The sequence below is a fragment of the Enterococcus sp. DIV1094 genome (assembly GCF_017316305.2).
GTDB lineage: Bacteria > Bacillota > Bacilli > Lactobacillales > Enterococcaceae > Enterococcus_B > Enterococcus_B mangumiae.
The window spans coordinates 458,281-482,473 of sequence record NZ_CP147250.1 but is presented as its reverse complement, the minus strand read 5'-3'; the positions used below and the strand labels follow the sequence as shown (position 1 = coordinate 482,473).

The 24,193-nt window shown below is 37.4% G+C and carries 40 protein-coding genes and 1 pseudogene; 38 read left to right on the top strand and 3 right to left on the bottom strand.

What is annotated here, in order from left to right; translation table 11 throughout:
• The first annotated feature begins 248 nt into the window (after window positions 1-248).
• The 4 genes from DOK79_RS02290 to DOK79_RS02275 are packed head-to-tail and all read left to right on the top strand — an operon-like array spanning window position 249 to window position 1,968.
• Window positions 249-452: a hypothetical protein gene (locus DOK79_RS02290; protein ID WP_169058977.1), complete on the top strand. Its 204-nt coding sequence runs from the start codon at window positions 249-251 to the stop codon at window positions 450-452.
• A 3-nt stretch (window positions 453-455) separates the two neighbouring features.
• Window positions 456-764 carry a DUF771 domain-containing protein gene (locus DOK79_RS02285; RefSeq protein ID WP_206855124.1) on the top strand — a complete coding sequence of 103 codons (309 nt, stop codon included), beginning with the start codon at window positions 456-458 and terminating at the stop codon, window positions 762-764.
• A gap of 17 nt (window positions 765-781) precedes the next feature.
• Window positions 782-1,558, top strand: a complete 777-nt coding sequence (locus DOK79_RS02280; protein ID WP_096081727.1) for a phage antirepressor — start codon at window positions 782-784, stop codon at window positions 1,556-1,558.
• Window positions 1,559-1,569: 11 nt separating this feature from the next.
• Window positions 1,570-1,968 carry a hypothetical protein gene (locus DOK79_RS02275; RefSeq protein ID WP_096081726.1) on the top strand — a complete coding sequence of 133 codons (399 nt, stop codon included), beginning with the start codon at window positions 1,570-1,572 and terminating at the stop codon, window positions 1,966-1,968.
• Here the strand turns inward: DOK79_RS02275 and DOK79_RS02270 are convergent.
• A complete protein-coding gene (locus DOK79_RS02270; RefSeq protein WP_023520241.1) occupies window positions 1,965-2,234 on the bottom strand; it encodes a hypothetical protein in 270 nt (89 codons plus the stop codon). The two genes, DOK79_RS02275 and DOK79_RS02270, sit on opposite strands and share 4 nt — an antisense overlap.
• 188 nt (window positions 2,235-2,422) lie before the next feature.
• Here DOK79_RS02270 and DOK79_RS02265 point away from each other — a divergent pair, with 188 nt between their 5' ends.
• Window positions 2,423-2,611, top strand: coding sequence for a hypothetical protein (locus DOK79_RS02265; RefSeq protein ID WP_010733950.1), 189 nt, complete (start codon window positions 2,423-2,425; stop codon window positions 2,609-2,611).
• 260 nt (window positions 2,612-2,871) lie between these two features.
• Complete coding sequence (locus DOK79_RS02260) at window positions 2,872-3,048, top strand: hypothetical protein (protein ID WP_206855121.1); 177 nt, start codon at window positions 2,872-2,874, stop codon at window positions 3,046-3,048.
• Here DOK79_RS02260 and DOK79_RS02255 read toward each other — a convergent pair.
• Window positions 3,045-3,371, bottom strand: coding sequence for a hypothetical protein (locus tag DOK79_RS02255; protein ID WP_206855118.1), 327 nt, complete (start codon window positions 3,369-3,371; stop codon window positions 3,045-3,047). The genes DOK79_RS02260 and DOK79_RS02255 overlap by 4 nt on opposite strands.
• A gap of 165 nt (window positions 3,372-3,536) precedes the next feature.
• Here DOK79_RS02255 and DOK79_RS02250 point away from each other — a divergent pair, with 165 nt between their 5' ends.
• The 13 genes from DOK79_RS02250 to DOK79_RS02190 all read left to right on the top strand — a co-directional run bounded on the left by DOK79_RS02250 (window position 3,537) and on the right by DOK79_RS02190 (window position 8,879).
• Window positions 3,537-3,878 (top strand): hypothetical protein, encoded by a 342-nt coding sequence (locus tag DOK79_RS02250; protein ID WP_206855115.1) that lies wholly within the window; start codon window positions 3,537-3,539, stop codon window positions 3,876-3,878.
• Window positions 3,871-4,545, top strand: a complete 675-nt coding sequence (locus DOK79_RS02245) for a DUF1071 domain-containing protein (RefSeq protein WP_206855112.1) — start codon at window positions 3,871-3,873, stop codon at window positions 4,543-4,545. The genes DOK79_RS02250 and DOK79_RS02245 overlap by 8 nt, the downstream gene beginning before the upstream one ends.
• Before the next feature lie 5 nt (window positions 4,546-4,550).
• A complete protein-coding gene (locus DOK79_RS02240) occupies window positions 4,551-5,237 on the top strand; it encodes a putative HNHc nuclease (protein ID WP_206855110.1) in 687 nt (228 codons plus the stop codon).
• 3 nt (window positions 5,238-5,240) lie between these two features.
• The gene (locus tag DOK79_RS02235; RefSeq protein WP_206855107.1) at window positions 5,241-5,987 is read left to right on the top strand and encodes a helix-turn-helix domain-containing protein; all 747 of its coding nucleotides are present in this window, start codon (window positions 5,241-5,243) and stop codon (window positions 5,985-5,987) included.
• Window positions 5,988-5,999: 12 nt separating this feature from the next.
• Complete coding sequence (locus DOK79_RS02230; RefSeq protein ID WP_242543248.1) at window positions 6,000-6,272, top strand: hypothetical protein; 273 nt, start codon at window positions 6,000-6,002, stop codon at window positions 6,270-6,272.
• Window positions 6,273-6,282: 10 nt separating this feature from the next.
• On the top strand, window positions 6,283-6,447 hold the full coding sequence (locus DOK79_RS02225; protein ID WP_206855104.1) for a hypothetical protein: 165 nt from the start codon (window positions 6,283-6,285) through the stop codon (window positions 6,445-6,447).
• A complete protein-coding gene (locus DOK79_RS02220) occupies window positions 6,440-6,742 on the top strand; it encodes a hypothetical protein (protein ID WP_206855180.1) in 303 nt (100 codons plus the stop codon). The genes DOK79_RS02225 and DOK79_RS02220 overlap by 8 nt, the downstream gene beginning before the upstream one ends.
• Window positions 6,739-7,050, top strand: a complete 312-nt coding sequence (locus tag DOK79_RS02215) for a MazG-like family protein (RefSeq protein WP_206855101.1) — start codon at window positions 6,739-6,741, stop codon at window positions 7,048-7,050. The genes DOK79_RS02220 and DOK79_RS02215 overlap by 4 nt, the downstream gene beginning before the upstream one ends.
• Window positions 7,047-7,433 carry a hypothetical protein gene (locus tag DOK79_RS02210; RefSeq protein WP_034687964.1) on the top strand — a complete coding sequence of 129 codons (387 nt, stop codon included), beginning with the start codon at window positions 7,047-7,049 and terminating at the stop codon, window positions 7,431-7,433. Before DOK79_RS02215 ends, DOK79_RS02210 begins: the two co-directional genes overlap by 4 nt.
• 12 nt (window positions 7,434-7,445) lie before the next feature.
• A complete protein-coding gene (locus DOK79_RS02205; protein ID WP_179099921.1) occupies window positions 7,446-7,619 on the top strand; it encodes a hypothetical protein in 174 nt (57 codons plus the stop codon).
• Window positions 7,616-7,897: a hypothetical protein gene (locus DOK79_RS02200; RefSeq protein WP_206855098.1), complete on the top strand. Its 282-nt coding sequence runs from the start codon at window positions 7,616-7,618 to the stop codon at window positions 7,895-7,897. The genes DOK79_RS02205 and DOK79_RS02200 overlap by 4 nt, the downstream gene beginning before the upstream one ends.
• 38 nt (window positions 7,898-7,935) lie before the next feature.
• A complete protein-coding gene (locus DOK79_RS02195) occupies window positions 7,936-8,295 on the top strand; it encodes a YopX family protein (protein WP_242543250.1) in 360 nt (119 codons plus the stop codon).
• 425 nt (window positions 8,296-8,720) lie between these two features.
• A complete protein-coding gene (locus DOK79_RS02190; RefSeq protein WP_206855094.1) occupies window positions 8,721-8,879 on the top strand; it encodes a hypothetical protein in 159 nt (52 codons plus the stop codon).
• A 59-nt stretch (window positions 8,880-8,938) separates the two neighbouring features.
• On the opposite strand, the gene DOK79_RS02185 is transcribed toward DOK79_RS02190, so the two are convergent.
• On the bottom strand, window positions 8,939-9,358 hold the full coding sequence (locus DOK79_RS02185) for a GNAT family N-acetyltransferase (RefSeq protein ID WP_206855091.1): 420 nt from the start codon (window positions 9,356-9,358) through the stop codon (window positions 8,939-8,941).
• 343 nt (window positions 9,359-9,701) lie between these two features.
• Here DOK79_RS02185 and DOK79_RS02180 point away from each other — a divergent pair, with 343 nt between their 5' ends.
• The 19 genes and pseudogenes from DOK79_RS02180 to DOK79_RS02090 all read left to right on the top strand — a co-directional run bounded on the left by DOK79_RS02180 (window position 9,702) and on the right by DOK79_RS02090 (window position 24,193).
• Complete coding sequence (locus DOK79_RS02180) at window positions 9,702-11,399, top strand: right-handed parallel beta-helix repeat-containing protein (protein ID WP_206855088.1); 1,698 nt, start codon at window positions 9,702-9,704, stop codon at window positions 11,397-11,399.
• A 150-nt stretch (window positions 11,400-11,549) separates the two neighbouring features.
• Window positions 11,550-12,017, top strand: a complete 468-nt coding sequence (locus DOK79_RS02175) for an ArpU family phage packaging/lysis transcriptional regulator (RefSeq protein ID WP_206855084.1) — start codon at window positions 11,550-11,552, stop codon at window positions 12,015-12,017.
• Window positions 12,018-12,572: 555 nt separating this feature from the next.
• A complete protein-coding gene (locus DOK79_RS02170; protein WP_206855082.1) occupies window positions 12,573-12,755 on the top strand; it encodes a hypothetical protein in 183 nt (60 codons plus the stop codon).
• 1,020 nt (window positions 12,756-13,775) lie between these two features.
• Window positions 13,776-14,276: a peptidoglycan recognition protein family protein gene (locus tag DOK79_RS02165; RefSeq protein WP_206855079.1), complete on the top strand. Its 501-nt coding sequence runs from the start codon at window positions 13,776-13,778 to the stop codon at window positions 14,274-14,276.
• Window positions 14,277-14,371: 95 nt separating this feature from the next.
• Window positions 14,372-14,551: pseudogene (locus DOK79_RS02160) on the top strand (hypothetical protein).
• Window positions 14,551-14,778 carry a hypothetical protein gene (locus tag DOK79_RS02155; RefSeq protein WP_084812820.1) on the top strand — a complete coding sequence of 76 codons (228 nt, stop codon included), beginning with the start codon at window positions 14,551-14,553 and terminating at the stop codon, window positions 14,776-14,778. Before DOK79_RS02160 ends, DOK79_RS02155 begins: the two are co-directional and overlap by 1 nt.
• Window positions 14,779-14,903: 125 nt before the next feature.
• Window positions 14,904-15,797: a terminase small subunit gene (locus DOK79_RS02150; protein WP_206855077.1), complete on the top strand. Its 894-nt coding sequence runs from the start codon at window positions 14,904-14,906 to the stop codon at window positions 15,795-15,797.
• Window positions 15,772-17,067 carry a PBSX family phage terminase large subunit gene (locus DOK79_RS02145; RefSeq protein ID WP_206855075.1) on the top strand — a complete coding sequence of 432 codons (1,296 nt, stop codon included), beginning with the start codon at window positions 15,772-15,774 and terminating at the stop codon, window positions 17,065-17,067. Before DOK79_RS02150 ends, DOK79_RS02145 begins: the two co-directional genes overlap by 26 nt.
• A gap of 14 nt (window positions 17,068-17,081) precedes the next feature.
• Entirely contained in the window at window positions 17,082-18,620 is a 1,539-nt protein-coding gene (locus tag DOK79_RS02140; protein WP_206855073.1) for a phage portal protein, read from the top strand.
• Window positions 18,621-18,624: 4 nt separating this feature from the next.
• Window positions 18,625-19,773, top strand: coding sequence for a phage minor capsid protein (locus tag DOK79_RS02135; protein ID WP_206855071.1), 1,149 nt, complete (start codon window positions 18,625-18,627; stop codon window positions 19,771-19,773).
• Window positions 19,774-20,006: 233 nt separating this feature from the next.
• Window positions 20,007-20,597, top strand: a complete 591-nt coding sequence (locus DOK79_RS02130; protein ID WP_010733985.1) for a phage scaffolding protein — start codon at window positions 20,007-20,009, stop codon at window positions 20,595-20,597.
• Window positions 20,598-20,610: 13 nt separating this feature from the next.
• Complete coding sequence (locus DOK79_RS02125) at window positions 20,611-21,498, top strand: capsid protein (protein ID WP_206855069.1); 888 nt, start codon at window positions 20,611-20,613, stop codon at window positions 21,496-21,498.
• Window positions 21,495-21,659, top strand: coding sequence for a HeH/LEM domain-containing protein (locus tag DOK79_RS02120; protein WP_206855068.1), 165 nt, complete (start codon window positions 21,495-21,497; stop codon window positions 21,657-21,659). Before DOK79_RS02125 ends, DOK79_RS02120 begins: the two co-directional genes overlap by 4 nt.
• Before the next feature lie 29 nt (window positions 21,660-21,688).
• The gene (locus tag DOK79_RS02115; RefSeq protein ID WP_206855064.1) at window positions 21,689-22,144 is read left to right on the top strand and encodes a hypothetical protein; all 456 of its coding nucleotides are present in this window, start codon (window positions 21,689-21,691) and stop codon (window positions 22,142-22,144) included.
• On the top strand, window positions 22,141-22,476 hold the full coding sequence (locus tag DOK79_RS02110) for a putative minor capsid protein (RefSeq protein ID WP_206855061.1): 336 nt from the start codon (window positions 22,141-22,143) through the stop codon (window positions 22,474-22,476). The genes DOK79_RS02115 and DOK79_RS02110 overlap by 4 nt, the downstream gene beginning before the upstream one ends.
• The gene (locus tag DOK79_RS02105) at window positions 22,476-22,841 is read left to right on the top strand and encodes a minor capsid protein (RefSeq protein WP_206855059.1); all 366 of its coding nucleotides are present in this window, start codon (window positions 22,476-22,478) and stop codon (window positions 22,839-22,841) included. Before DOK79_RS02110 ends, DOK79_RS02105 begins: the two co-directional genes overlap by 1 nt.
• Window positions 22,841-23,239 (top strand): minor capsid protein, encoded by a 399-nt coding sequence (locus DOK79_RS02100; protein ID WP_206855055.1) that lies wholly within the window; start codon window positions 22,841-22,843, stop codon window positions 23,237-23,239. Before DOK79_RS02105 ends, DOK79_RS02100 begins: the two co-directional genes overlap by 1 nt.
• Entirely contained in the window at window positions 23,240-23,758 is a 519-nt protein-coding gene (locus DOK79_RS02095) for a phage tail tube protein (RefSeq protein WP_023520360.1), read from the top strand.
• A 54-nt stretch (window positions 23,759-23,812) separates the two neighbouring features.
• Window positions 23,813-24,193 (top strand): hypothetical protein, encoded by a 381-nt coding sequence (locus tag DOK79_RS02090; RefSeq protein WP_242543245.1) that lies wholly within the window; start codon window positions 23,813-23,815, stop codon window positions 24,191-24,193.

The following is a 24,193-nucleotide window of genomic DNA, read 5'->3' as shown; positions in this document are numbered from 1 at the left end:
TGACGATTAATCTATAGTCTAATATACTGTATTCATAAGCTAGTTATTTAGCTAGAAACAAAACTAAATAGTACCAATAAAAATCAAAAAATTTCGAGGTCGGCAAACTTAGAAATACTGATTTATAGGCTTTTTTTCAGTCTTATTTAGCTATGGTTTTATTTTACACTATAGTTTAAAAATGTCAATAATTAGTTTAATTTCTAGCTATATTTCTAGCTTAAATATATGAGAAATGAGGTGACGTTATGGTCATTGAAGATTTTCATGAAATGGTCCTGATTCAAATGAAACGTCAAGATAAAACCTGGAAATACCTTGGCGAATTAATCGGAACTTCACCGACATACGCCAAGCAAATTGTAGAAGGTGTTCAAAAAGGCCCTAAAGCCCAGGAATACAAACGTAAAATTGCCAACGATTTACAGATTGCAATAGTAAAGGGGGCGTAATCTATGTTTCCACAACAAAAACAGTCAGTGACGGTGGATATTCAGGTTAATGACGCTTACTGGAAAGAATATGCAGACACATACCTCAAAGAATTGTTCGAACAGTATTTACGACCACAGTTTTTAACTATTGCTGACATGGAAAAAATTACTCGTAGAAAACGAGCGTGGATAATGGAATACATCGTCGATGACCCATATGTTCGGAAAAACAAGTTAGCTAAAAAAGACACAGATGGTAAATGGCTTTTCGATGCCGAGAATATCCGCCCGTTTTTAAAACGATTATTTGATGATTTACCAGATTATTAGAGAATAGAGGCAACACAATGAATCAACCACAAATTTTTAATTTCGAACAAAACGAGGTTCGAACGGTTTTAGCAAATGATGAACCATACTTTGTAGGGAAAGATGTTGCAACAGCGTTAGGGTTTAAAGATTCGAATAACGCTTTAAAACAACACGTTGAAAATGAAGACAAAATCATAGGGTGCCAAAACACCACCCCATCTTTTAAAGATAAATTAGGAAGGAACCAGTATCCAACTTTAATAAACGAAAGTGGAGTTTATGATTTGATTTTTGGTAGCAACTTGCCGTCAGCAAAAAAGTTCAAACGCTGGGTGACAAGCGAAGTCCTACCAGCAATCCGTAAACACGGTATTTATGCAACAGATGAGTTGCTAAATAACCCAGATTTACTTATCGGAGTAGCAACCAAACTTAAAGAGGAACGTGCTTTACGATTAGTCGCTGAACAACGGGTAAATGAGTTACAACCCAAAGCGGAGTACTATGACAACATTTTAAAAAACAAAAGCCTTATGACAATCAGTATCATAGCTAAAAATTACGGCATGAGCGCAACCAAGATGAACAATCTATTGCATGATTTAGGTGTTCAGTACCGTCAAGGTAATGCTTGGTTACTTTATCGCAAACACCAAGACAAGGGCTACACACATACCGAGATGATCCCAGTACAAGGTAGCGAGAATTTGAAACCTAGTACTAAGTGGACACAACAAGGTCATATTTTTATCTATCAACTTTTGAAGGATAACGGAATACTTCCTTTAATCGAACAAAAACAACTCGCATAGGAGGTAACAGAATGAAAATCAATAAAAAATTAGAGAAAAAATGGCAAGTGTGGGAAACGATGATGGAAGGCGCTGAGATGTTTCTAAATGCTGCAAGAGATTTGGGTTCAACTGTCATAAACGAGGATGATGCTGTTGTTTGCCTAACTAGTGAAAAAATCCAATTAACCATAGAGCAATTGAAAGATGCAAAGGAATTAGTTGAAAAGCTAGAGTTTGCAGAAGAAATAGTAAAAACGCTCCCTACTATTAGAGGCAGTAAGGAGCATCATGAATTGAATGTTGAAAAAGTAACAGATTCTGATGAACAGTCATCTATTTTTTCAGGAATGACTTTTGAAAGGCCGCCAATTTCAAAAAAAGAATACATCGCTCTGTACGAAGATTATGTTAGGCGAGCGAGATTCTAGTAGTTACGGGATTCAAGTTCACTCATAAAACCATCGTTTATGAAAATCTTATCAAATTGTGCAATTGAAAGTCGTACATTTTTTAGCTCTGATGATAGATACGAGTATATTTCTTCAATATTTTTTTCAGATTGAACTAACAATTGATTTTCCAAAACGTGAATCCATGTATCGGGTGACAAAGACTCAATCTTTGCGCGAATCTTGATAGCTAGCTCTGGGTCAGCGACTTCAAGATAACGAAAGCTTATTATATATTTTTTCAATTAGTATTCTCCTTTCGATTATTTCAGCATTGCAGTGCTGATAATTAAATTATACCAAAAAGAAGAATCTCATAGGCACAACAATAACGAGAACCTGCACAAGCAGGGATGAGGAGGAATCAAATTTGATGTCGTAGATAGAATTGCGAATTTTCGACACTGAATACGGATATATAGGAGGTAATTTGATGGCATACACAGTACAACAAGAACACCAAATTCTCAATCTTATAAGGCTACGTAGAAAAGAATTACAGGATGATCGTGCAGCACTCAGAAAAGCCGATGAGCTTTCAGATAGACAAGCAGAGCTGATTGCGAATGAGCTTGAAGATTTACGCAAGTTAGAAATTAAAAATAGGGAGATAAGACTATGAAAAAGACAGACACGCTTTTTATCGGAGTCATTTTAGGTTTACTCGTACTAGTAGCGCACTACAGCGTAGTGGGAGGGAGTATTTTCGCAAGTTTAATGGTTTTGATGAACCTATTAGATTCGAAAGAAAGGAGAACGTATGGATCGAAAAGAAGTTTTGAAGAAAGGAAAAATGATTGCTGATAGATGGTGGTGTGGCAATAAACCAACTTTCTTAAGCCAACAATACATTGACAAGCAAAAAGCATGGAGGAGATAAAAATGAACGAAAAAATGTTAAAACAAATTTTATTTGAACTAAAGAAAACAAATGATTTGCTCCAAGTTATCGCAAGTAACTCAGAGCAAAAAACAACAAATATATCATCGTACAGGCCTGTCACCGTGGAAGAAAAATTTGATAATTGGGAATTATATGAAGAAGAGTACAAAAATTAAAACGGTAAAGAGTCGTCTTCTATAGAAATGAGAGTATTTTCAGAATTATTATTGACTGAAGACATGTCTGTCCATCTAGTTTGCTTACATCTTTTTCGTTCGGCCTCTTGCTCTAATTTTTTCTGTTTCATAATAGCTAAGTTGTTTTTTTGAAAGGCTAACTCAGAAGCACCAAGAATAACTTGTCCATATGAATAGTTATCGTGTTCACTATTTTGAACGATAGACAGAATTCGCCAACCATCTTTTAATAACTCATTTATTACTTTCTTATCTTTGTCGTGGACACTAAAAGTTTCGATATGAAATATATTATCATACATGTATTTTTACCTCTTTCTCTAAAATTATCAAATTGTTTACTTCTAAAGTATATCAAAAAAGGGGAAATATATTAATGCGAGAATTGACCATACTAAAAAAAGACACGATCGCCGGCAAGCAAAATCGTGTCCAAAAATAAATCATAACTAAGGAGATTTTAACATATGGAAAACGAACTTTCCACTCTAGATCAATATTTGACTAACCCCGTTTGGGGAAAAGTGAATATTAAAGAAACAAACAACCAGAAAATCAGACGAAATCTTTTGACGGATGAAGAACTAGCATGTGATCAAGATGATCTGGGAAACTTTATGAGTCTTTGGGATCATATCTATCTTATCCATCTATCAAAACATTCAAATAAACCAGAATATATCTACGTCATCGAAGATGGCTTGATTGATGCGCTTGAAGAGTACGAGAGAGGAAATTTGATCGATATCTCATACTACGGGCAAGGAAAAAAATATATCGCTGATATGGAGGCGAAGTTTTATGAGTGAAGCAAAAAATATCACGAATTTTGAAAAACTATCAAGTAAAAAGTTAGATAAAGTTTTAAAAAAGAAAGGACAGTTTGATTATTTATCGTGGGCACGCGCTTGGGAGATCATGAAAAAAAGTGATCCAAAATCAAGAGTAACGATTAACGAATATAAACACTTTAGTGTTGTTTCAGGAACCCATCAAGATTTTCTTGTGGAAGAGTTTAAACCCTATTTATTAGATGAAACGGGTGTCTATGTTTCGGTGTCTGTAACGATCCATGGAATCACAGAAACTGAGCTTTTTCCAGTAACTGATTATACGAACAAAGCGGTCATAAAACCAAATGCTACTCAGATAAATAATGCACTTAAACGATGTTTTGTTAAGGCCTTAGCGTTACATGGTTTAGGATTGTATGTCTATCAAGGCGAGGATATACCTGCACCACAGAGAATCGACATAAAAAAATTAAATATGTTGGAAGAAATCCTAGGGATATTCAACGAAGAAATGGGAGAAGATATGACTCCGATGTTAATTGATTTTGTAAACGAGCAGACTGCGAAACTAGGGCTGATTGCTGACAATGTGGAAAGTCTTGAACAGTTATCTTATGAACAATGTGGGCTGTTGGAAAGAGCAATTGCTAAAAAACGAAATGAATTAAACAAGAAGAAGTGATGTAAGTGTTTAATTCATTAATCGATTCCTATTCAGCAGTTCTTAGAAAGTTCAATAGAAAAGACATTGCCGCAACAATCAACGAAGAAGTAAACATTGAACGACTTAAAACGATGTACGAAGGCTATGAAGGTGATCGGATCATTGAAATTCGCTTTATTGATCCACGTCGCTTCACGATCCAACAAAGAAATTTCATCTATGTGCTCATAGGGGATATATTCATCGATACGGGCACACCAACGGACTTCTGGAAGGAATTCTTCTATTTCCGTTTTGAAGGTGTCACAGGGCGCAAAATAAGCCTGAAAGATGATTCTAGTACAACCGTGAGCGATGCGAATATCTTAGCGAACATCATTATAGATTTTATTTTTGAACATCATATTCCATTCAAAGAAGGCTATGAAATCTTACCAGCGAATCAAGAATACTACTTCTACAAGTGTATTACGAAAAGAGTCTGTTGTATTTGTGGAAGAACAGGAGCTGACATTGATCACTTCGATAAAGCATTGGGTAGACGAAAACGTAAAAAAATTGATCATTCAGAATACACTTACGCAGGACTTTGCAGAATACACCACACAGAAAAACATCAAATCGGTGTAACTAATTTTAAAAATAAGTACCAAATCAAAGGGATTAAGTTAAATCAAGAAACGATCAAAAAGTTAAATATTGGAGGATAAAAAGTGGATCACAGAGGATATTACGCTATCATACCTGCAAATGTTAGATATGACGATTCATTGATACCTAGTGCAAAACTTCTTTATGGAGAAATCACAGCTTTGTGTAATGAAAAAGGTTATTGCTGGGCTAGTAATGAATACTTTGCCAATCAATACAAAGTAAGTAAGCCAACAATTCAGAATTGGCTAAAGTCACTTGAAGAAAAAGGCTATATCTACCGAGAAGTTAAGTACAAAGAGGGTAGTAAAGAAATCGAGGCTAGGTATATAAGAATTCTTGGTGGGGGTCACCAAGAAAATTTGGCGGGGGGTCATCAAGAAATCTATCAAGATAATAATACATCTATTAATAATACATTTAATAATACAAAAGAATATATAAGAGAGTTACCGCCTTCGAAAAAATCGAAGGCTAAGCCCATCCGTCATAAATACGGGGAATATAAAAATGTTCTCTTGTCAGATGACCAAATGGAGAAACTCAAAACAGAATTCCCTAATGATTATCAAGAAAAGATTGAACGGTTATCCGAGTATTGTGAATCAGCTGGTAAAACTTATAAAAATTACTTGGCCACTATTCGAAGCTGGGCAAGGAAAGAAAAAAGTGAGCCTAAGAAGATTAATAGTAGCTACAAGCGCACAGGAAGACGAGAGACACTTCCTGAATGGGCAATCGACCAAGAAGCCTATCAAAAGAAAAAAGCGCTAGAACGATCAAATAAGCCCCGATGGGATGAAGCGTAAGGGGGAGAAGATTTGGATATTAATTTTGACTACTTAGGATTAATTAAAGAAATCGCTAAGTACAAAAAAGATGAGGAGTATGACATTTTAGGAATCGTACATGATCAACTGGCAGCAGTTAATCTCGAACAGATCAAAAATGATCGTAGATGTTGGGCGAAATTACGTCATTATTATGCTTTTTACATTGATCGTACAAAACTAAGGGAAACAGCTTATATGAAATTGCTTTTTTGGGAATGTATCAAAGGACTAAAAGCACATTTAAGAGAACTCGAAAGATAAGGGTACTGTCATGGAAATTAATGAGTTGAAAGCCCAAGTGGAGCTAATGCACAAAGAAGCGATGAGGCAAAGCGCTTCGTATGAAGACAAATGGTTAAATACATTTCACGGCGGACGTGAGAGCGCACTTGATCAAGTACTCAAATTATTGAAAGGAGACTGTCAGGATCGATAAGAAAGCAGCAATGAAACGAATTGCTGAATTAACCAGTACGGAATTTTGGCAAGAAGATGAAAAAATCATCGTAGAAGTACAAAAGCTTGGTAAAAAGATATGGACTGAGAAGCTTAGAAGAAAAACGCCGAGGAAAATTGCAATTTGGCATGGCGACAGAATTCTAGTTACAGGCACAGCTGAACAGTTAACAGAAATTACTGGGCTGTCAAAAAATATCATATGGAGTAGAGCGAAGCATATGGATATTGATTCTAAGGGGCGGCAATTTAAATACATGGAGGAAGAAAAATGAACGAGCTGACAATGAATATTGAGAAATGGGCTAAAAATAAAGGTTTGGATCAGGCACAACCAGAGAAACAGATGTTGAAGGTAATTGAGGAACTTGGAGAGGTCGGCGCTAGCATGGCTCGTGGCAATTTAGAAGCCGTAAAAGATGGTATCGGAGACACGCTTGTTACTCTTATCATTTTAGCTATGCAACATGGGTTGACTGCTGAAGAGTGCTTAGAACAGGCATGGGGAGAAATCAAAGGACGTACTGGGCAAATGATTGATGGGGTGTTTGTGAAGTCTAGTGATCTGGAGGACAGCAAATGAAAAAACTAATTATGCTCATTGTGACTATAGGAATGGTTTTTAGTTTATCGGCATGTCGTCAAGCTACGAAAGTGTCTCATAATGTAAGCCAAGAAGCAGATAACTTCAATGTAATTCGTCGTGTCGCTGTTATGAACACATTATCTAACACGGTAGAGTTTGAGGTTATTGGAAGAATTTCGGTAAACACTAGTAATTCTGAAAAGCTTGAGATACTAGTCGAAACGGAAGAAGGAGTTTACAAAAAGCATTTAATCAATATGACGCAGTTCAATATGTACGTGATAGAAGATCTCGCTGGCGCTGAAGTGAACCAATACAAATATGAAGTCAACTATATGCCTGAGAGCATTGTACCTTTCACCATGACAGAAAATAAGTAGGAGGAACAATAAATGGATGCACCAAAAGAATTATATTCAGATGCATTAAGAGGTGCTCGAAATCACCTAAAGGGTGCAAAAAGAGCATATAAAATACAACCTACGCTCGAAAATGAACGCAGAGTAAAAGCAATTCGTCGTAGATGTTCCATTTATGGTGAGTTACAGAAAGAGGACAGCAAATGAGTGATTTGGCTGAATACTGGAGAGACATAAAACCCTATCTTAAAGAACGTCGAAAACAGCATGTTAAAAGAATGGGGGATTCAGCTACAAAAAATATTAAAGCGCTGGGATTCGAGTTTACCCATTACCAAAGCAATCACCAATTTTCAATCAATACACATAAGGGGACCATTGACTACTGGGGAACAACAGGAACATGGATTGAACGTAAAACGAAAAAACGTGGAAAAGGGCTTCGTAGTTTAAGAAAGTATCTTGAGTTGGAGGACAGCAAATGATACCAAAGTTTAGAGCATGATTGAAAGATGAACAGGAAATGCAAGATGTTTTAGCATTTGATACACGAGGGCATAGTTTCCTAGGGATTGAAGGTCCTCATGTTACCGTGGACGACTGGTGCGATGTTTTTGAGGTTGGTGAACAAGCTGAACTCATGCAATCCACAGGACTAAAAGACAAGAACGGTGTAGAGACTTTTGAGAGGGATATTATAAAAAACTCAAATGGATTAACCGGCTATGTAACTTATCTGCAACAAGAAGCTGGCTTTGTAGTTGTATTAAAGAAAAGTGATTACAGATTAGGTCATAGAAATACTGGGGAATCATATGCAGAAGCAACTAACCACGAAGTTATCGGAAATATATACGAGAATGGTGAATTATCGAAGCAATAGACTAAGAAACCAGCCATAAAGACTGGTTTAGTTGTTACTTTTTAAAGCGATAGATTAGATATGCGATAAAAGTAACAACTGCGAGAAATAGGCCAATCAAATATCTAATAAAAACAGATAACGATTGATCAAGTCCATAGTTAAATATTTTAATTATAAAATAAAAAATCGGACATGCAAAAAGAAACATTGTGTAACATTGAGCATTACATTTTGCAAATCTACAAATAACTAGGACGAAAAGAATAACTATCACCCAAAAGATAACTTTTGCAGTTATAAACAAATGAGCCACCCCCTAAATCCCCCACAAATTAACGCTAACACGTTAGAGATTTAGAGACGAATAATAAGATTGAAACTCTGATATATTCAAGCAAGTGAACAAAAACACATTGGTTAGTTTTTATGAAGGAGGAACATCGATGAAAAAAATACGTATCGATATAGAGACTTGCTGGGCTGGCGTTGGGGCGGTGGAGTATTTCGAAGTAGAAGACGATGCGACAGAAGAAAAAATTGTAGAAGAGGCAAAAGAAATTTTTTACAATTACTGCAATTACGGGTATGAGGAAGTGCAGTAAGTAATCGATCAGGAGAAACTATAAAAGACCAACTGAAAGTTGATCTTAATTGTCAATGATCATATATAAATATCTTTTTTATAGAAAAATCTAATCTGGTTTTCCATAGGTGAATTAACAATTTTGCCAACTACTTCATAACCATGTTTTTCATAAAATTTTGGTGCATTAAAACTCATTGTTTCTAAGAAAATATAAGATTTGTTCTGTTGCTTAGCGATAGACTCCACATGATTTAGTAGTTTTGTACCTATCCCTTGCCCTTGAGTATTATTGGAAACATAGAAAAGTTCAATTTGTAGATGATCCCAGTGGATAAAACCAACAATTCTACCCAAAACAACACCTTCTGATTCGTAAACAAAGCTAATTTGTTGATATTCTTGCTCTAATTCAGGGACAATTTTCTTTGTATATGACTCTAATTCAGATAAAGTTAATTCTTTGTTTTTTGTATACTCCATTTGTTTAATTGACATAGCTTCACATCCTTTTTCTGATTAACAACTGAGAACCACTTATTATAGCGTCTAACTTTAGAATGTCAATAATAGCTTTATACAATAAATCAAAATATTGGTAAATATCACTAGTTTAGGATGAAATAAGATAAACGCTTGTTATCGTTTACATCGAGGGTGGACTTGCTAGGTCAATTTACAAAATAATCTAGATGAAGAGGGGAAAATTTATGAAAATAAATAAGCGTGAAGTAAATTTTATTTATGTAATCAGAATCCGCGATCCTAGTATATAAAGATTGAAAATACAAATGATTTTTATATAAATAAAAAAATATCATAAAATTAGGAGTGAACAATTATGAGTTCAAATATTAATAAAGCAAATGAAATAATCTATCTATCCCCTTCTGAAATGAAACCAACTGACCTAGATACGAGAACACCATCGGCAGATGCTGAAAATTTACAGAATTTGTTAAATGATTTAGGAATGCAAGGTGGAGGAACTCTTCGACTAGGAGCAGGAACTTTTATTATAAATCAAACCTTGTTTGTTCCATCAAACGTAACAATTGAAGGTGTTGGTGATAGAACAATCTTAGATGGTCGTGGGTTAGCACATGGAGACATTAATCAACGTCCTTTTCTATTGAGAGCTTCAGGAAATCAGGTAGGAAACTTAAAAGTATCTACTGATTTGGGTGAAGGGCAAACGAAACTTTCAGTTACTGGAGATATTTTTGAAGCGAGAACTGGACGAATGGTACAAATTATCAGTAATGAAAGACAGGGTGAAACAGAAGTTGGACTTCTTCCATTCAAAGAAGAGATTCAAAAAATTGTAAATGTTGATATTCAGGATGGAACAATTGAGATAGATGGTGGGCTACTCTTTGATTATATGCATGATGATAATCTTCGAGCAGAAATATATGAGCCAGTTAGTAATGTGGAAATTAAAAAGCTAAAAATTATATTAGGTGGTGTCGGTAGTGTGCATTCAGGTATTAATATCAACTATGGCCTGAACACAAAAATTGATCAAGTAACTATCGATGGTGCGGAGCACATTGGTATACAGATGACTCGAACATATTTATTTTCCATTATGAATAGCTACTTGCTTAATAGCACAAGTCCCTTATTTGATAACTTTAATAGTGGTTATGGTATAGCTGTGATTTCTTCGTCATGCTATGGACGAATTGAGAAAAACTTTTTTGACAATTGTAGACATGGAGTAACAGGAGGAAATCATGCACCGCATCATATTAGTGTTAGTTCTAATATATGTACCAATTGCCGAGTGGGCTATGCACTGGGGTGCCATGAACCTTGTATGTACTGGAACTTTAATGGGAATACTATTCAAGGGTGTGCTAGTGGGATAAATACTCGTGGAATGCATATGACTATTTCTGATAACTTTGTAAAGAATATCACGGGTGTAGGTATTTCAACAGGAGGAACTTCGGGAACTAACCTTCCAGTTGCTAAAGAATACGTTATTACAAACAATCGTATTACCAATACTAACGGAAGAGCAATAGAATTACGAGGTCATTTTGGACGTATAGAAGGTGCGATAATTGAAAAAAATACCTGTATCAAAACTTTAGGGATAGTCATTCGAAATGGTGAAAATTTAATTATTACGAACAACTTGATTGATCAAACTAACAATGTAGAAGATACAGTCTATGGAATTCAGCTTTCTTCGGCAGAGGGAATCACTCTGTTAGGAAACCACCTCATAGGTGCAAGAACTCACGGAGTATTTCTCGCAGAATGCATCGATGTGAATATCTCTAATAATATGTTCTATGTTAATAAAAGATTATGGGATACTGATAATGCTGTGATTCGTGTAGCAGTTGGCAGTAAAATTAGTATTAATAACAACCATTTTCAGTCTCTTACAAGAATTTCAGTATTCACAACAAACGCAAATGATATCATTTTCGTGAGCAACATCATAAGTTCAAGTCGAAGTAGCAATACAAACTTTTCAGGGGCAAGCAACCTTATTAGTAAGGATAATATTGAAACCAACTAAAGATAGATAAATTATCTAATATCAGTTTCTTTTACCAAATACTATGCTCTTTAATGTAGTGTAGTATTTGGTATTAAAAAAGCCGGATTCCTCCGACCTTAAGTAATAATTCCGACACAGTTATTATATCATAAATGGAGGAATCAATGGATGGTACTTTTCGATGTAAAGAAATATGAGACACCAGAGGCAAAAGATGTGGATATGGATAACACAAAACATAATGTTGGTGTTTTTCTTTCAGCATATCTGTCAGCTAGATGTAGGATAGGTCAACCTCGGGAGCCTAAAGTAACAGCATCTTACTCCTTGGTTCCACCTTCTACAGCAAATAATACATTTGAAGCAGAACGAATGTTGATTGAAAAAGAGGAAGCGCAAGAAGAATTTGAATATTTGCATAAACTGTTCATTCGTGGTTATTCCGCGATTCAGCATCCGCATAAGCCTGATGTAACGGAAAGACGGAAAAAGATATTTTATGATCGCTATATCAACGGTATGTCTATTTATGTAACTGCTCAAAGAAATAATACGAGCGAGGAATCTGTAAAAGTAGAATCGAACAAAATCATCATTCAATTTGCTTCTTCCTTAGAGCTGGTTGCTTTTAAGTAGCCAGTTTTTACACTTTTTATACCCATTTACTACCCAAATGCTTTCCTTTTTATACCAATCAACTACCTAGAAAATGATTTATTATGATAGTGTCGAAAGATTAGGAAACAGGACATCGACAAAAACAATTTGAAGGGAGGAAATCTCCCTCATCGTTGTAATTAAGCTTTGATAGACAGCAACAAATAAACTAAAGTATGTGGGGTTTAGCTCCTGCGGATAGTTCATCTGTTGCTGTCTATTCTTATTATGTCGCTGTGGCGGAATTAGGAGACGCAACAGTCAATGGTGAATAACCTCGTGAGAACTTAGTAAGTTCTTGTGTGTGGTGCAATCCCACTCCAGCGACTTTGGGAGGACTTATTTAACACCGGTCAGTGTAATAAGTATCTGACCCATAACAATAGCAACTGAGAATGTGGTAAGGACGAGAAGCAGACGTCAGGCCTGTGTAAGGTTGTTTGATTTGTTTATATCTACAATGTGAATATACTTTACTAATTATCAAAAGTTGTTTATCCTGTATAAAAAATGTTCTCAGAGGTGTAACGATTTATGTTCGAAACTAGTGAATTGAAAAAAGATGGCATCTACATGGCTAAAGTAGTCGGAGAAAAAGAACTTTATAAAATCAAAATTCGTAATATTATAGAAAGAACAGCAGTCGTCGAGTTAGTGGACGACAGCAATAAGGTAGCAGTAGTTAAGTTAAAAGATATTAGAGAAGCTGTTCTATAAAGGATAGCTTTTTGTTTTGAGATAAAAATTTGCCGGTATCAAATCTGGCAGATTGTAGGGCCTATTTACTTATAATTCGAGTTTTGCAACAAAAGCTACAAAATAAAAATTCGTCTGAGGGTCTTTTTAAGCTAATAGAGAGAAGAGCATCATTATGTTCTGTATGATACCCGATAGCAGTGATTTCATCTTTCTGTTTAATACGAGGGCAAGTGCATTCGTGAATGACGAATCGATTATTCGATATTTTTAACTTTTTCTTTTTGATCACATAGTAAGGCATTTTACTTACCTCTCTTTTTTACTCTATTATACAGCGAAAGGATAAAAAGTCATGAAAAAGTTAAATCAGATGAATGATTAGAAGGTACAAGGTAAAGACTTGTAAGTAATACAATATATATTTTTTTACAACGCTTGATCAACTCATATCGTCTAGGAGAAAGTCCATCACTTAGAGTGTATGAGACAAACTTGGATGCTACAAAGTCTTTCTACCATTATCTTAGGAGGAAATTATGAAAACTAGGTAAATATTTTAGAGGTAGATTACACGCTAATCCAAGATGTGTCACAGGCCAAAAATCAAATTATATCAAAAAAGCATATACTAGTTTCTGCTAGTATAAGTAAATGATTATAGTAAAAAAATTACAAAAAACGGACATTAATAGCTAGTAAAATCATTATTGACACTCATAAGAAAATCAGCAACACTTCGCCAACTTAGTTACATAATGAGAAACTCCTGATACTGATAACTAATCAATAGATATTCATAGCCAAATGAAGATAATCCAACTAGAGTAGTTCAAATATTATAGATAAAAAATAGTATTCGAATAGTGAAATAATACGAGAATCAATAATGTAAATTAAACTTTCTTAAATTTCTACTAATATCTCACAGCAAAATAATAAATGTGACATTTTTGATAGTCTGTTCGATGGAAATTTAAAGTAAATAACTTTTATACTAGTTATGTAAGTGCTTACGAAAAAATCAAGGAGGATAGATTTATGACAACGATTATTAGTCCACTTGCTACACCTTATCAATTTGAAGAGTTTGTTAACGATGGCGAGGAAAGATGGAATAGTCGAAATGGCACTGAGATTACAACAGTTGTTATTCATCATATGGCTATGACTAATTATGATGGTGTACCTGAAGTTTGGCGTGAGCGAGAAGCATCAGCTCATTATGGTATAGGACCGGACGGAGAAATCAGAGCATATGTCGGAGAAGAAAAAAGAGCATGGCACGCTGGAAAAGCAAATTCTTACTCTATAGGTATTGAGAATTGTAATACTTCAACAGCACCAGATTGGAAAGTAAGTGACAAGACGGTAGACTCATTAGTTAAACTAATTAAAGATATTAATAAGCGGTATGGTAGAAAAATGAGGATCGTAGGTCACCAGTGTGCCGAAGGAAACTCTCCGTCATCGACAGAATGTCCAGGGCCATCATTGATTCCTCGTTTATCTGAGATAATTAAAAGAGTAAATGGAGAATAAACTATGTAGCCATCGTGATTCGGTGGCTTCTTTATTATATATTAGATCACTCGTTGAGTGGTCTTTTTATTATGCATTAAAGGAGGAATAAACTCATGAAACAATACACTGATAAAGATTTTGAGGAAATGTAACAATTAAAGAAGGGCTTTGAAGAAGTTGGTCAAGGTCAAGTATTTACGATTGGAACTATTCAACGGAGATTACGTGTTGGAAAGGAACGAGCTACTGCTCTTTACAATGATTTGATCTCAGATAGAGAGAAGGCCACGTGATGAGAAATTACTGGTACGTATCACTATCTAATAGGTATCCGCAACCTAGCCAAGATGATCCATCACGCATTGTCTTATCCATTCAGATTAAGAATAGATATTCCATTATCGAAATGACTAGAGAAGCTACACCTATCGAAATTGATGGTTGCAAGCTTCGCTATTGTGGTCATGGAGTCTGGAACGATGAAAACATTCAGAGGAACATAAGGAGATATGTAAGGTGAAAGAAAGCAATGATTACACTAAGTTGCTCAAACTAGGAAGCTATTAAGAAGTACAGATGCAGTATTGACCGTATAATTTTATGAAACAAAACTTAACCAGCAAAGAATGTGAGGTGGTGTGTAGTGTGAAAAAGTGGGAACTAGCATACATAGATTATCAAAGCGGCATGAAGTACAAAGACATAGCCGCTAAATACGATGTATCTATCAATACAGTTAAGTCTTGGAAGTCTAGAAAGTGGGATGGTTTTCCTGAAAAAAAGGGTGCAACAAAAAAAGAAAAGGTTGTACACAAAAAAGAGGTGCATCCAGTAATAGATAATAATGATCTGACAGAGCAGCAAAAACTGTTTTGTCTTTATTATCTACAAAGCTTCAACGCTACTAAGGCATATCAACAGGCTTATGGATGCGATTATAATTCCGCTAGGTCTAACAGCATAAGATTGATAGCAAAAGATAGCATAAAGATCGAGTTGAAAAGACTGAAGGCAGAACTGCAGCAAGATATGTTTCTTGATGTAAAAGATTTGATAAAAGAATATGCAAAGCAAGCGTTTGCTGATATCACTGATTTTGTTGAGTTCTCATCATCCGAACACAAACTATATACCTATGATGATAAGGGTGAAAAGCAAGAAGTTTATAACGAGTTCACTGGAGATTTGGAAACATACAAGTCATCTCAAGTTGCATTGAAAAATAGTGAAGAAGTAGATGGCACACTTATTCAAGAGGTCAAAAAAGGCAAAGATGGTGTTTCTGTCAAACTTTATGACAAACAAAAAGCTATGTCTGAACTACTGAAGTTCTTCACCGTTGATGAATTGAAACAAGCTCAGATTCGCAAAGTTCAATCTGAGGCTGATATTATCGAAAATAAAGCATCTAAGCTGGTGTTAAATGAAAAAGAACAGAGTAAAGTACAAGGCCTTATTGATATCGGCCAATCGCTTATTGGTCCAATAAAGAAAGATGAGGAGAGTGATGCAGATGAGCCAGTTGAAACTATCGACTAAGCAAAAAGAGAATATTTTCCAATCGCTCAAGGGAATTCGGATGGAATTGAACGAGGGAACGATTCGTTCTGGTAAGACGATGTCAGATGCTCAAAAGATGGCGTTAATATACGCAGGACATCCCGATACGAATCATCTTGTGCTTGCTTATAACCAAGAACAAGCCTACAGAATGTTTATGGATTGTGAAGGATTCGGACTGGAACATATCTTTGCCAGCTGTGCTGAAATTCGACACGATGAGCATGGAGATCATTTATGGATCAATCTACCAGAGGGAGAAAAGCGGATCTATTATAAAGGCGGCGGAAAAGTAAATGCTGTCGGTGCCATCACTGGTATGTCATTTGGAACTGTCACTTTTTTGGAATTCAATCTGCTTAACAAAGCAGTTATAGATGAGGCTTTTCGTCGGACTAAAGCTTCTAGTTTTCGTTATCATCTCGCTGAACAGAATCCGCCAGCACCAAATCATCCGAACATAGAAACTCTTAAACCCTTTATAGAAACTGGGTCTTTTAAGTTTCGTCATTGGCGACCACAAGATAATCCTATTTTAACGAAACAAGCTTTGAAAGAATGGGAAGCGGAATGTAAAGTCTCCGAGTATCTTTACAAACGAGATTGGCTAGGTGATCGTGTGATGCCTGAAGGTGTGATCTATTCAATGTTTAACGAAGATACTCATCTGTCGAAGGGAATCATCGGCAAGCCTGTAGAAGCATTCTTTAGTGCAGACGGCGGACAAAGTGATGCAACTACCTGTTCCTTAAATCTCGTTACATGGAAAGACGGAAAATATTATCTCTATCGGATGGCTAACTTCTACCATAGTGGTGCCGACACGGGTGTCACGAAAGCGATGAGTGAGTATGCCAAGGAAATTAGGCAGTTTAAAGAATGGTGTTATAAAGAGTGGTCATGGCTGCCTAAGCATTCAAAATTCTTTGTCGATCCAGCTTGTAAGTCATTGAGTGAGGAATTACGTGTGTTAGGAATCGTCACAACAAAAGCAGACAACAACTCAAAAGACAAAGTAACCAGCAATGGCACTAAAATTGAAATAGGTATCGAACGTATGCAAAGCGCCTTGTCAAAAGGACGCTTTTTTCTTTACGATCATGATGGCAAGTATGGTCACTATCATTTCATCAAGGAATTAGGAATGTACGTTCGGAATGATTCGGGCTACCCAGTGGATAAAAACAACCATGCATTAGACGAATGTCGTTATGCGATTAATTACTTTACGAAACGCTATGTTCTTTAGCAGGAGGTGATCGGGTGTCATTTTGGCAAGCAATAAAAAGAGTTTTTGGAAAGGGGGCGGTTGCAATAGGAGCGAAAAAAGAGCTTCAAAGTATTTTAGATCATCCAAAGATTCAAATGAGTCGTGAAGAATATGATCGTATTCAAAACAGCTTGCTCTATTACCAAGGGTACATGCATTGTAATTATGATCAGATAGCAAAGGCGAATATCAATATGGCCCGCAAGGTTGCTTCTGAATATGCGAAGGTAATGTTCAATGAACAGGCAGAAATCACGATCGGAAAAGATGATAAATCAAAAAAATATGATGAAGCAAGTGCTTGGATAGAGTCTGTGTTTCAGCATAACGACTTCAAGCGTAATCTCAGTAAGTATCTTGAACCAGCAATGGCTCTTGGTGGCTTAGTTGTGCGACCTTATTTCAATGACCAATCAGGACAAATTGAGTTCTCATGGGCACTGCCTGACGCATTTTACCCATTGGAGAGTAGCACCAATAAAATCAGTCAGTGTGCGATTGCGTTTAAAACCATCAAAACTGAAGGCTCCAAAACATTCTTTTACACGCTACTTGAGTTTCACCAGTGGATCGACGGAGAGTATTGGGTGCTCAATGAGCTTTATGAAAGTGAAAAATATAATGTTTTAGGAATGCAGGTATCGTTGGACACTTTGGAACAATATGCAGAGTTGGATCCAGCGAGGCATGGGGAAGAAATTGAACGCCCTATCTTCTCTTATTTCAAGACAGCTGGTTTTAACAATATCAACCCATACTCACCACTTGGTGTTGGTGTGTACGATAACTGTAAACGAACACTTGATCGACTAAACAAAGCGTTGGATGCGTTTGATCATGAAATTGATGTGGGAAAACGGCGAGTTGCTGTTCCTGAATCGATGCTGGATGGTGTACCCAACAAAGAGACTGGAAATATTGATTTGACCTTTGACCCAAACGATGATTTCTATGTGGTTATTCCCGGATCTAAACCAGATGATTTTAAGATTACGGATTTAACTCATGAAATTCGAACAGAACAATACATTGGAGCAATTAATCATCGCTTGCGACTTCTAGAAATGGAAGTGGGGCTGTCGACTGGTACGTTCGTTTTCGATGGTGCCGGGGTACGTACTACGAATAAGACGGCAACTGAGGTAATCAGCGAGAACTCGCAAACGTATCAATCAAGGAACCAACAAACAACCGAATTAGAGGAATTCATTCGGGATGTTGTGCTAGCGCTGTGTGAGCTAGGTCGAGCCACAGAAGTTGACGGGAAACCACTATTTAGTGGTGAATCTCCAAATCGTGAAGAGATCGGTGTGAACTTTGATGATGGCATCTTCTTAGATAAAAAGTCAGAATCTGATTATTATCGTGAACTGAAAAATGATGGGCTGATTCCCGGATGGTTAACTTTAGCCAAAATAATGAAGTTGCCTGAAAGTAAGGCAAAAGATCTTTACCGACAAGCGCAATTAGATGTAGTTGATGAGACTACTGGTAAAATACGAGATTCTGGATACGAAGACTTCGAGGAGTGATTGAATGGCCATTACACCTAACCAGTTAGATATTGAGGCTTCTTACATTCAAGATGCTTATATGGCGATGGAAGATGAGATCATGAGGATGCTTGTCAAGCATTTGAAAATGCCAACTCGAATGCCTTTGAATGAGGACAATGCTTTTCATTGGAAAATTGAAAAGATGCATCAATTAAACCTTTTGAATCCGCAATCGTTGCAGCAATTGGTCAATGAAACAAGTCAGTATTCTTATGATCAGCTACGTAAAATCATAGTGGATATGGGGTTTGAAGTCATTTCAGATCTTGACAAAAACTTATCTCAACAAACTGGAAAAGAACCGCCATCACGAACTGAGATTGACAATGTGATGGAGTCGTATCTCAATCAGCAATGGCGAGATCTTGACAATCATGTCAATCAAACGCTGATCGACACTAATTATCCGAATAATCCACTGGCTAAGATGTATCAACAAGTTTTAAACGATACTGCGGCCAAAATCATTGGCGGCACTAAAACGCCACAACTGGCGCTTAGAGAATCGATCTATGCGATGGTGGAAAAAGGGGTGATGACGACCTTTGTCGACAAGGCAGGGCGTGAATGGAGCCTTGAGCGCTACGTTCGGATGGTTTTGAAAACCACAACGCATCGAGTCTATCAGGATCTGCGACTTAAGCGAGGGTTAGAGCATGGAATTGTCACAGCGCTAATGAGTAGCCATATGGCTGCACGACCACACTGTGCCCATATCCAAGGCGGATGGGTCTTGCTTGTCCGTAAAGAGGATGCGCCGGAAGAATTACGTCATATTTCATCGATCTATGATTATGGATACGGTGAGCCTGACGGAACCCAAGGTATTAATTGTCGACATCGATTGTACATCCAAATCTATGATCCGGATCTTGATATTCACATGAAGCAATATGATCCAAAACAAGCGATTGACAATGCGGACTTAGTTGCAAAACAGCGCCGCATGGAAGTCGCTATTCGACGTGCTAAGCGGCAATTGAACGCAGCAACGACAATGGACAACAAAGAAGATGTTCTGCACTTCAAACAACTGGTCAGACGACGTCAAGCAGCACTGCGTACTTTTATCAATGAGCATGATCAATTGTTACGTCGGGATTATTCGAGAGAGCAAGTGTATTCATAGAAGGAGAAAGTATGGTGGAGGATTAAAGCAAATTGAGCTTATCTGAAATCTTACTAACATTTTATGAAATTGGTCTTGCTTTGAAGTTTGAGGATTTTGATTTGTTTAGTCTAGCTTGCTAGGCTTTTATTTTGTCCTGAATATGACATTAAACTGTTTATCTACCGAGTGAGCGGTATAACTCACACTCTAAACTGGTACCAACCAGAATAAAAAGGAACGGAGAATGAATCATGGAATGGATCAAAGAAATTTTATCAAAACACGTCGGAGAGGATGGGAAGTTTGATCTAGACGGAGCGACAAAAGAAATAAAATCAGAATTCCCGAAAAATGCTGTGCCTAAAGCTGATTTTAACGATAAGTCTCAAAAGCTAAAAACTGCAAACGAAGATTTAACCGCCGCAAATGCGCTTGTTGAGCAGTTGAAAGCATCAAACAGTGGAAATGAAGATCTGCAAAAACAAATTGATGACTATAAAAATCAGTTAGAAACCGTAACCGCTGAAAGACTAGCAGATCGTAAGAACGCTGCGATCGAATTAGCTTTAACACAAGCTGGAGCTAAGAACATTACAGCTGTGAAAGCTTTGTTGAAGGCAGATGAATTGGAAATGACTGACGAAGGGGTCAAGGGATTAGATGATAAAGTAGCCTCACTGAAAAAAGATGAAGGCTATTTGTTTCAATCAAGCGATCCTGCACCACAGCCAAAGAAAAAGCAGTTTGTGGCTGCTGGTAATACAGGTGGTGGTGAGCCACCTAAAGAAAAAAGCTGGAAAGATAATCTAGCAGAGAATATTGCAAGAACAAAAAATAATTAGGAGAGTGGTTTAAATGCCAGTAATTTTAGACAGTAAAGATTTAGCGAAAATCGACAAGGAATTTGCAGCTGAGTCGCAAGTATGGGAAGTATTGACCCAAGGGGCAAAAGATATCACGGAAGCTGATTTTGTGGGTACTCACGAAGTACGTGTAAATGAAATGCAAGGATTTACGGCTGCCGATTATAAGCGGAATAAAGAAAACGAACGGAACAATATCTCCGTTGAGAAATCAACTTTAAAATTGGAAAAGGAACGTTGGATGGGCTACGACATGGATCGCTTAGATCAATCGGAAAATGCAGCTTATCAAGTAGGTGCTGTCATTGAAGAGCACACTCGATTGGTTACGATTCCTGAGAAAGATCAAACCGCTGTTGCACGTTTACTTGAAGCCGGATTTGATACTTCTGATAATGTTTACAAAGGAAAAACGGTCAAAGAAACAATCACTAAATCTAATATTTTAGATAGCTTCGACGATGCTGAAGCGTACATGACTGACACAGAAGTCATTGGTCAGTTTGTGGCATTTATGTCTAGTGATGCCTACAAAGCATTGAAGAATGCAGATGGCGTTTCTAAAACTTTTACCACCAACACTGTTCAATTTAATGGTATCGATCGTCGTGTCGAGATGCTTGATGGCACGAACATCATCATCCAAAAGGTTGCTAAAAATCGGTTGCAGGTCGATGAAGACAAGCATATTAATTTCATTATGACACCTATCACCGTTGCTAAGCCAATCGAGAAGTACAATACGATTGATTTGGTCCCTGCTGACCAGGATCGTGGCGGTTACCGTGACACCATCAAAGGGTTGGATTATTACGATTGCTTGGTACTTAAGAAAGCACGTCCAGCAATCTATATCTCTTATGATGACCCAAAAGCATGACCCCGGAAGAACCGGGGAAGTCTGGGGTAGAAGGTAAATCATTTGTCATCGATGACATGAAAGTTGATGAGCTTAGAGCTGAGTTAGATCGTCTTGGCATTGAGTATCCATCAACTGCCAAGAAACCAGAATTAATTGAGCTGTTAAAAGAGAGTGAATAACCACTCTCTTTTTTCATGGAGGTGAAACCATGGAACGAATAAGACGTAAGCCGTTGAATGAAATCTTTGACGATCAGGAAAGCATCGAGCCATGTGGCTACTTGTCTCTTAAAGAGTATAAACGCTTGGTGGATAAAGAAACAGAACTGACTGAAAAAGATTTCCGAAAGTTTCTGAGAAAAGCTAGTGCATTGTTGGACATCCAAACGAGACGTTTTTATCAGAGGAATGATCTCGAGTCAGATATTCCGATGCGGCGCGATGCATTCAAGTTGGCTGTTGCTTATCAAATTGAGTACATGCATGAGGCTGAGGCCACTACAACGTTCGGCATGCAAGAGCCTGACAGCTGGTCCATTGGTCGGATGAGTGTTTCTAAAAGCAAAGGTGGTTCGTCATCGACAAACGAAGTATCCCTGCTTTCTGGGGACGCTATGCTGCAGTTATCTGGCACAGGCCTGTTATATCGTGGGGTGAGTCGATGAGAATGCCACCAAAACGTTTTTTCCCTCATGCAATGATCTATCGGAAGAAAATTGGTGTAACCCCAAGAGGTGAGCCTATTCTTGAGGATGAGCTTGTCATTGAGCATGTCCGCTTTGATGACACAGTCAAGTTTGAGCCGAGGGATGTCGATGGGAAAGTACAAACGCCCAATGCATTGATTTCTATGGTGAAGAAATACACTGGACCATTACCAGAATTTTCAGTTGCAGACCAAATTGAGATCTTTGGCAAACATTACACTATCGCAAAAGTTGTACCGCTGAATGCTGATTCACCTGATCCTTTCGGCTATGAAATTGAGGTGGTCTGATGAGTGGGATCAAGATTGACATTGATCTAGGTGGTGTCCGATCAAAGCTTAGTGAAGATAACTTGGGGCTTGGTCAGTTGAACATGGCCAACCGGATGCTACAAACCATGAACGAAAATGTGGTGCCATGGGACACGATGCATTTGCGTGACACTGGCCAAGTATCTGGTCGGGGAAGTCAGCTGATATTTGATGCGCCATATGCAGGTCCGCAGTATTATGGCGGCCGAAAGCATCCAGTAACTGGTGTATGGATCCCATTTGTCAATAAGCAGCCCGGAACCGGTCCATTTTGGGATGAAGCAGCGAAACCCTTATTCATGAGTGATTGGTTACAGGCATTTAAGATTGGAGCGAAACTATAATGGATTTTATAGATCGGCTACAGGAAGTAGCCAGTAAAATCGATGTGCCGGTGATTATCCAAGCCATCGATCAGGAGGAGTCAATTCGGTTGGTACCACTACCGGGAGGCCGAACAGTCAAATCGTACATGAATGGGGACAAGGTCAAGGAATTGCCGTTTGAATTTCGGTTCAAGACCCAAAACTTTTCTGGCGACCGTGTCATCTATCAGCTTTCTGAGATTTTAGAAAATGTGAAATCTATCCCATCTGAAGATGGTTCTTATCAATTCATGGCTTTGACAATTTCCAATGAACCCTTTTTGCTTGGTCAAGACGATAAAAAGTTCTTCTATTATCGATTAGTCGTCCAAGCAAAACTCTATTTTAAAAATAAACCACAGGAGAGTGAAGACTAAATGAAAAATGTAAACAGTGAACGTGGTCATTTTATTGCGCCATTTACGAATATCGCTACACCACCAACAGAAGCTGCGTGGGTAGAATTGGCAGATGGAATTGAAGACATTTCTGATGCGACAACGGAAACAACAGAGGAAAAAGCTTACTACAACGGCGTGAAAACAAACATGGTCAATAGTGTATCTGGAGCTTATAACGTATCTGGTGACTATGATTCTGAAGATAAAGCACAAAAAATTATTGCAGACATGAAGTATAAAACCGGCATTGGTCGTAAAGTTTGGCATCGTGTTGTCAGTGCTGACAAGACAAAACAATGGACTGGACATGCGACAGTGACGGACATTGTGGCTGGATCTGGTGCAGCGGATGCAACGGAAGATTTTTCTTGTACAATTACCTTCGATGCAACACCGACGGAAGGTGTTCCGGGATCCGGTGGTAATAACGCAGATGTGTCTTTGAATTCTGCACCAACAAACACTAAAGCAAACAAGAAAGAAGAGACTAAGTAAGAGGAGCGATTATCGCTTCTCTTTTTTACATACCAACGAATGGAGGAAACAAACATGGTAAAAATCCAAGTGAAAAAAACACAACTACCAATTGAGATTGGCGAACACACATTTTATATTGATACATCCGAAAAAGGAGCAGAAGCCTTTTGGAAATTAGTTTCAAATTATGCGACAAAGTCTGCAAAGATCACTGAAAAACTGGAAAAAGAGATGATCAAACCGGAAACAGCTGACAGGAAGGCGCATGAAGAATTAGAAAAAGTGATGGATCAGCTTTTAGGAGATGGCGCATTTAACAAGTTGTTTAAGCTTTCGCCTGACTACACATTGATCTCTGAGTACTACATGGAGATTTGTTCCGCAGTAGGAGAAGAGCTTGGCGGACGAAAAAAACAATTCTTCGATAAAATGCAGCGTTACTTAGAAGGATAG